The organism is Kitasatospora sp. NPDC059146 (assembly GCF_042786665.1).
Taxonomy (GTDB): domain Bacteria; phylum Actinomycetota; class Actinomycetes; order Streptomycetales; family Streptomycetaceae; genus Kitasatospora.
The window spans coordinates 1-7,143 of sequence record NZ_JBHZCY010000225.1 but is presented as its reverse complement, the minus strand read 5'-3'; the positions used below and the strand labels follow the sequence as shown (position 1 = coordinate 7,143).

Here is a 7,143-nt window from a genome sequence, read left to right as displayed (position 1 = left end):
CGCCCCCGGCCGCCCCGCGCGGCCACGCGCCCCCGCTCGCCCCGCCCGCCCGCGCCGGCCCGCCGCACCCCCCGGCGGCCCGCCCCTCGCCCCTGTCCGCCCCTGGCGTCGTCCGCTCAGTCCCGTGCGGCCAGTCGGCGTTCGCGGCGCGGGACGCGGGTGGGGCGGCGGGAGAGCCGGGCGAAGACCGCGACCAGGACGAACACGGCGGCGGTGCCGGAGGCGACGGTGAGGCCCTCGGTGAGGCCGGGCGGGCGGAACGCGCAGGAGACCCGGCCGGCGCCGCCGCCGAGCGGGACGCCGATCATGCCGAGGACCGGGGTGGGCACCACGCGGGCGCCGCCGTCGACGGCGCAGGTCCAGCCCTCGGTGGCGGGGACGGAGAACAGCGCGGTGCCGGTGGAGCCGGCCGGCAGGGCGGCGGTCAGGGTGTGGCCGCCGGCCTCGACCCGGGTGGCGCCGGCGGCGGTGAGCCGGGTGACGGCGGCCGCCAGGGCGTCGGCCCGCAGGCAGCCGATCGGGCGGGCGGGGACCTGGCTGACCACGTCCGAGCGCAGGGTCACCCGGACCGTGCCGTCGGCCGGGACGGTCCCCAGCCGGTGCACGGGCACGGCCGTGGTGGGCTGCTCGCCGTCGCTGCGGAAGTCGGTGCCCAGGCCGCTGACCGTGCCGCGGTACCAGAGCGGGTGGACGTACGCCGTCGAGCCCGGGGTGCAGGCGGCCGTGAACACCGTGCCCTCCGCACCGCCCGGCACCGACCAGCCGCTGGTGCCGTGCAGGGTGGGCGCCGGGCCGCCGGCCGGGACGGGCAGCGGGGCGTCGTACACCTGGCTGCCGAGCAGCGACTCCTGGCGGGACCAGACCGAGGAGGTGGCCGTCCGGGCGCCCGGCGGCAGCACGGTCACCAGGGGCGGCGCGGGGGCCCGGACGGCGGTGAAGCCCGGGGGCCGCGGTGCGTCGTCCAGGTGGGCGCCGACCCCGAACAGCGCCTGGCCGACCGGGTCGGTGACGCCCCCGGTCTGCCGCCCGCCGGCCGTCCAGCCCGCGCCGAGGTCGTGCAGCAGCAGGGCGGCGACGGTCGGCAGGTAGCCGCTGGAGTAGCCGCCGCCCTGGCCGTTCAGCAGCAGCGGGTCGTTGGGGGTGAAGGCGTGCGGGCCGGGGTCGCTGCGCAGGTCCGGCCAGTCGGCGCCGGCCCGCACCGCGGCGTGCCCGGCCCGGACGGCGGCGGGGGAGACGCCGTCGTCGGGGGCCGCGCCGAGCGCCGCGTACCCGGACCAGACGGCGTTGCCGAGCACCGCGCCGCCGATCACCCAGGTGGCCAGCGCGGTCACCCGGCGGTCGGTGTGCCGGCGGTCCAGCGCCGCGAGCGCGGCCAGCAGGACGGCGCCGCCGACCCCCAGCAGCACCCAGGTGGAGGCGTGCACCGAGCCCCGGGCCGCCGCCAGCGCGGCGATCGTCGCGGTCAGCGCGGCGCCGCCCAGCAGGGTCACCCGGTCCGGCCGGTGCGCGAGCGACACCCAACCGGCCAGCACCAGCAGGCCGCTGAGCACGAAGGAGACCCGGTACGGCCCGCCGGCCGGGATCGCCAGGCCGTGCCAGACCAGCACCGTCGGGGTCCAGACGAAGCTCAGCACCACCAGCAGCAGCGCCGCGCACCAGACCGCCCGCTCGCGGACCCGCACCCGGCGGTTGAACGGCAGCCCGCACACCAGCAGCAGGCCGAGCACCCCGATCGCCACGTCCGGAAGCGGCCGCCCGCCGGTGATGGCGGGCAGCAGCTGGGCGAGGTGCCCGTCCAGTCCGGACGGGCCGAGCGGCTGCACCGGGGACTCCGGCTGGGCGCCGCGCGCGGCCCGCACGGCGACGAACAGCACGGGGGCGGCGAGCAGCACCCCGGCGGTGGTCAGGGTGACCGCCCGCCCGGTCGCCCGGACCCGGTGCCGGAACGGGCGCGGGGTGGCGAACAGCCGTACGGCGAACAGGAGTCCGGCGATCAGGGTGGCCAGCGCCGCGGTGTAGAGGTTGCCCCCCCAGGCGAGCGCCACGCACAGCGCGCCGGCCACCCAGCGGCGCTCGTGCAGGCACCAGTCCCCGACCAGGCCGAGCAGCGGCAGCGAGACCAGGCCCCACAGCCACATCGGCGCCCCGCCGCCGATGTCCAGCACCCAGGCGCAGAGCCCGTACCCGACGGCGGCGAACACCCGCAGCCACCGGGGGCCGGGGTGCAGCCGGCCGAGCAGGTGGGCCATCAGGGCGGTGCCGAGGCCGATGGTGGCCAGGGCGACCAGGAAGACGGCGAGGTGCCCCTGGTCGCGTGGGAGGAGCGCGGTCGGCCAGGAGAACGGGTTCATCAGGTAGGCGAAGAAGTCCGCCAGGAACGGGACGCCGTAGCCGCTGTTCCAGTTGAACAGCAGGTCCCCGGTGGCCTGCCCGTGCAGCAGGTCCCACAGGTGCGCGTGGTACGGCACGGCGATCGCGTCGGCCCCGCCCGGCCACCGCCCGCGCACCGCCGCCGCCAGCGCGAAAGCGCCCGTCGCCAGCCCGGCCGCGGCCCCGCAGACCAGCACCTCCCGCCGCCGTTCGGCCTTCACCCACGCGCCCCGTTCTGCCAGGAATCCCGGACCCCGCCACCCTAAGCGCGCCCCCGGCGCACCTCCCGCCACCCGCGCCCCCTCAAAGGGGTGACGCGCCGTCGGGAAGCCCCGGGATCCTCCGTACGAGTCCGAATGCTGGACGTGAGGTGTCATCCCCTGGGACGGCGGAGTAGGGTCCGAGCATGTCTCGCACCATTCGTCTCGCAGTTGTCCCGGGTGACGGCATCGGCCAGGAGGTGGTGGCCGAAGGCCTCAAGGTCCTCGGCGCCGTGCTCCCCGCCGACGTGAAGCTGGAGACCACCGAGTACGACCTCGGGGCCCGGCGCTACCACCGGACCGGGGAGACGCTGCCGGACGACGTGCTGGCCGAGCTCAAGGCCTTCGACGCGATCCTGCTCGGCGCCATCGGGGACCCGAGCGTCCCGTCCGGGGTGCTGGAGCGGGGGCTGCTGCTCAAGCTGCGGTTCGCCTTCGACCACCACATCAACCTGCGGCCGGGCCGGCTCTTCCCCGGGGTCGCCTCCCCGCTGGCCGGTCAGCCGGCGATCGACTTCGTGGTCGTCCGCGAGGGCACCGAGGGCCCGTACGTCGGCAACGGCGGCTCGCTGCGCACCGGCACCCCGCACGAGGTGGCCACCGAGGTCAGCCTGAACACCGCGTACGGCATCGAGCGCGTGGTGCGCGACGCCTACCGCCGGGCCCAGGCGCGGCCGCGCAAGAAGCTCACCCTGGTGCACAAGAACAACGTGCTGGTGCACGCCGGGCACCTGTGGACCCGGATCTTCGCCGAGGTCGGCGCGGAGTTCCCCGAGGTCACCACCGACTACCTGCACGTCGACGCGGCCACCATCTTCTTCGTGACCCAGCCGGAGCGCTTCGACGTCATCGTCACCGACAACCTGTTCGGCGACATCCTGACCGACCTGGCCGCGGCCGTCACCGGCGGCATCGGCCTGGCCGCGAGCGGCAACATCAACCCGAGCGGCGAGTTCCCGTCCATGTTCGAGCCGGTGCACGGCTCGGCGCCGGACATCGCCGGCCAGGGCAAGGCCGACCCGACCGCCACCGTGCTGTCGGTCGCCATGCTGCTGGAGCACCTCGGCTTCGCCGCCGAGGCCGCCCGGGTGGAGGCCGCCGTCGCGGCGGACCTCGCCGAGCGCTCGGGCGCCCGGTCCACCTCCGAGGTCGGCGACGTGCTCGCCGAGCGAGTAGCCGGCTAGGCCGGCCGGAACCCGAGCGGATCCGGCCGGCCGGGCCGCTCCGCATAACCGCAGCTTGCAGCTCCCCAAGGAGCGGGCAGCTGTTCGGCACGGCCCTCTGGATGCGAGTATCGACAGTGGGCCGTGCCGTTGTGCGTTCGTTCCGGCGTTGGAGAGCCGTAACGTTCCTTCGGCGGTGGCGGCCCGAACGAACCCCACGGTGAAGGAAACAGCCATGAGCACGCCCACCCAGGCGCCCATCACGTTCGACCTCAAGCCCTCCGCCCACCCGCTGTCGGCAGCGGAGCGCCAGGCCCGGCTGACCAACCCTGGCTTCGGCCGCGTCTTCACCGACCACATGGTCACCGTCAGCTGGACCGAGGGCCGTGGCTGGCACGACGCGCAGCTGGTCCCGTACGCGCCGGTGGAGATGGACCCGGCGAACATGACCCTGCACTACGGCCAGGCGATCTTCGAGGGCCTCAAGGCCTACCGCCAGGCCGACGGCTCCATCGCGACCTTCCGCCCCGAGGCCAACGCCCTGCGCTTCCAGGCCTCGGCCCGCCGTCTGGCGATGCCGGAGCTGCCGGTGGAGGCCTTCGTCGAGGCGGTCGAGCTGCTGGTCCAGCAGGAGCGGGCCTGGGTCCCGAACGAGCCGGAGCAGAGCCTCTACCTGCGCCCGTTCATGTTCGCCACCGAGGTCGGTCTGGGCGTCCGTCCGGCGAACTCCTACCTGTTCATGATCATCGCCTCCCCGGCCGGCGCCTACTTCCCGGGCGGCGTCAAGCCGGTCTCGGTCTGGCTCTCCAAGGAGTACGTCCGCGCCGCGCCCGGCGGCACCGGCGCCGCCAAGTGCGCGGGCAACTACGCGGCCTCGCTGGTCGCCCAGGCCCAGGCCGCCGAGAAGGGCTGCGACCAGGTGGTCTGGCTCGACGCCGCCGAGCACCGGTGGGTCGAGGAGATGGGCGGGATGAACCTGTACTTCGTCTTCGGCGAGGGCGCGGACGCGAAGATCGTCACCCCGGAGCTGTCCGGCGCCCTGCTGCCCGGCATCACCCGCGACTCGCTGCTCCAGCTCGCCGCCGACCTGGGCTACGCGGTCGAGGAGCGGAAGATCTCCACCGACGAGTGGCAGCAGGCGAACGCCGACGGCACCCTCACCGAGGTCTTCGCCTGCGGCACCGCCGCCGTCATCACCCCGGTCGGCTCGGTGAAGTCCGCGGCCGCCGACTGGACCGTCGGCACCGGCGAGCCCGGCCCGGTCACCATGGAGCTGCGCAAGGCCCTGCTGGCCATCCAGGGCGGCCAGCGCCCCGACACCCACGGTTGGCTGCACAAGATCGTCTGATCCCACGGACGCCGGGCACCCCCTCCGGCCTGCCCCGTTCCGCATCGCGAGACGGGCGGGCCGGATCCCGGAGGCTGTGCCAAGCTACGGGCGTGTCCTCGCTTTCGCTGATTATTGGCAGCAGGCGCGCCGGTCCGCAGTGACCGCTCCCGCACGACCCGATGCGGAGCGACCACGAGCGTCCAGACCCGCGCGCAGACCTCTCGCACCCGCGAGGGGTCTTTTTGTTTCCTCGGACCGGCCGACGGCCCCCACAAGGGGCCCGGGGACACCGGGGCCGCGCGCGGGATCCTGGACAGTGGAGCCGGGACGAGAATCCGGCAGAGCAGTACGAACCTCCCCGAACGGAGAACCAGGGGTCATGACCGAGGTCAGCCGTACCGACGACAGCTTCCACGTGTTCGACACCACCCTGCGCGACGGCGCACAGCGCGAGGGCATCAACCTGACGGTGGCGGACAAGCTGGCCATCGCCCGGCACCTGGACGAGTTCGGGGTCGGCTTCATCGAGGGCGGCTGGCCCGGGGCCAACCCCCGGGACACCGAGTTCTTCGCCCGCGCCGCCGCCGAACTGGAGCTGCGCCACGCCCGGCTGGTGGCCTTCGGCGCCACCCGCCGGGCCGGCGGCAAGGCCGCCGAGGACCCGCAGCTGGCCGCGCTGGTCGCCTCCGGCGCGCCGGTGGTCACCCTGGTGGCCAAGGCCCACGACCGGCATGTCGAGCTGGCGCTGCGCACCACGCTGGACGAGAACCTGGAGATGATCCGGGACAGCGTCGAGTTCCTCCGCGGCCAGGGCCGCCGGGTCTTCCTCGACTGCGAGCACTTCTTCGACGGCTACCGGGCCAACCGCGAGTACGCCCTGGCCGTGGTGCGCACCGCGCACCGGGCCGGCGCGGACGTGGTGGTGCTGTGCGACACCAACGGCGGGATGCTGCCGGCCGGCGTCCGGGACACCGTCGCGGACGTGATCGCCGCGACCGGCGCCCGGGTCGGCATGCACGCCCAGGACGACACCGGCTGCGCGGTGGCCAACACCCTGGCCGCGGTGGACGCCGGCGCCACCCACGTGCAGTGCACCGCGAACGGCTACGGCGAGCGGGTCGGCAACGCCAACCTGTTCCCGGTGGTCGGCGCGCTGGAGTTGAAGTACGACCGCCGGGTGCTGCCCGAGGGCCGGCTGGCCGAGATGACCCGGATCTCGCACGCGATCGCCGAGCTGGTCAACCTGGCCCCGTCCACCCACCAGCCGTACGTCGGCTTCTCGGCCTTCGCCCACAAGGCCGGCCTGCACGCCTCGGCGATCAAGGTCGACCCGGACCTGTACCAGCACACCGACCCCGAACTGGTCGGCAACACCATGCGGATGCTGGTCTCCGACATGGCCGGCCGGGCCTCGGTGGAGCTCAAGGGCAAGGAGCTGGGCTACGACCTCTCCACCGACCGCGACCTGGCCGGCCGGGTGGTGGCCAAGGTGAAGGAGCAGGAGAACCTCGGCTACACCTACGAGTCCGCCGACGCCTCCTTCGAGCTGCTGCTGCGCGACGAGGTGCGCGGCAGCCGGGACCGCTTCTACCGCCTGGAGTCCTGGCGGACCATCAGCGAGCAGGGCCCGGGCGGGGTCTCCGGCAACGAGGCCACGGTGAAGCTGTGGGCCAAGGGCGAGCGCCGGATCGCCGTCGGCGAGGGCAACGGTCCGGTCAACGCGCTGGACCAGGCGCTGCGGACGGCCCTGGAGGGCACCTACCCGCCGCTGGCCACCTTCGAGTTGGTGGACTACAAGGTCCGCATCCTGGAGGGCCAGCACGGCACCGGCTCCAAGACCCGGGTGCTGATCGAGTCCACCGACGGCACCGCGAGCTGGTCCACGGTCGGTGTGGCCGACAACGTGGTCGCCGCCTCCTGGCTGGCCCTGGAGGACGCGTACACCTACGGCCTGATCCGGGCCGGGCTGGAGCCGGAGGAGCGCTCCGAGCCGTCCGCCTGACCGCTCCCGGCCCGACGG

Annotated in this window: 4 protein-coding genes; 3 read left to right on the top strand and 1 reads right to left on the bottom strand. The window is 74.7% G+C overall.

Features of this window, described 5'->3' with window-relative positions:
• Positions 1 to 116: 116 nt before the first annotated feature.
• Positions 117 to 2,591, bottom strand: coding sequence for a YfhO family protein (locus ACFXPX_RS43025; protein ID WP_380645036.1), 2,475 nt, complete (start codon positions 2,589 to 2,591; stop codon positions 117 to 119).
• Between the two features lie 185 nt (positions 2,592 to 2,776).
• On the opposite strand from ACFXPX_RS43025, the gene ACFXPX_RS43020 reads away from it, so the two are divergent.
• From ACFXPX_RS43020 to cimA, 3 genes are all read left to right on the top strand, one after another.
• Entirely contained in the window at positions 2,777 to 3,814 is a 1,038-nt protein-coding gene (locus tag ACFXPX_RS43020; protein ID WP_375897202.1) for a 3-isopropylmalate dehydrogenase, read from the top strand.
• A gap of 214 nt (positions 3,815 to 4,028) precedes the next feature.
• Positions 4,029 to 5,141: a branched-chain amino acid aminotransferase gene (locus ACFXPX_RS43015; RefSeq protein ID WP_375897203.1), complete on the top strand. Its 1,113-nt coding sequence runs from the start codon at positions 4,029 to 4,031 to the stop codon at positions 5,139 to 5,141.
• A 361-nt stretch (positions 5,142 to 5,502) separates the two neighbouring features.
• The gene (gene cimA / locus ACFXPX_RS43010; protein ID WP_375897205.1) at positions 5,503 to 7,125 is read left to right on the top strand and encodes a citramalate synthase; all 1,623 of its coding nucleotides are present in this window, start codon (positions 5,503 to 5,505) and stop codon (positions 7,123 to 7,125) included.
• Positions 7,126 to 7,143: the final 18 nt, after the last annotated feature.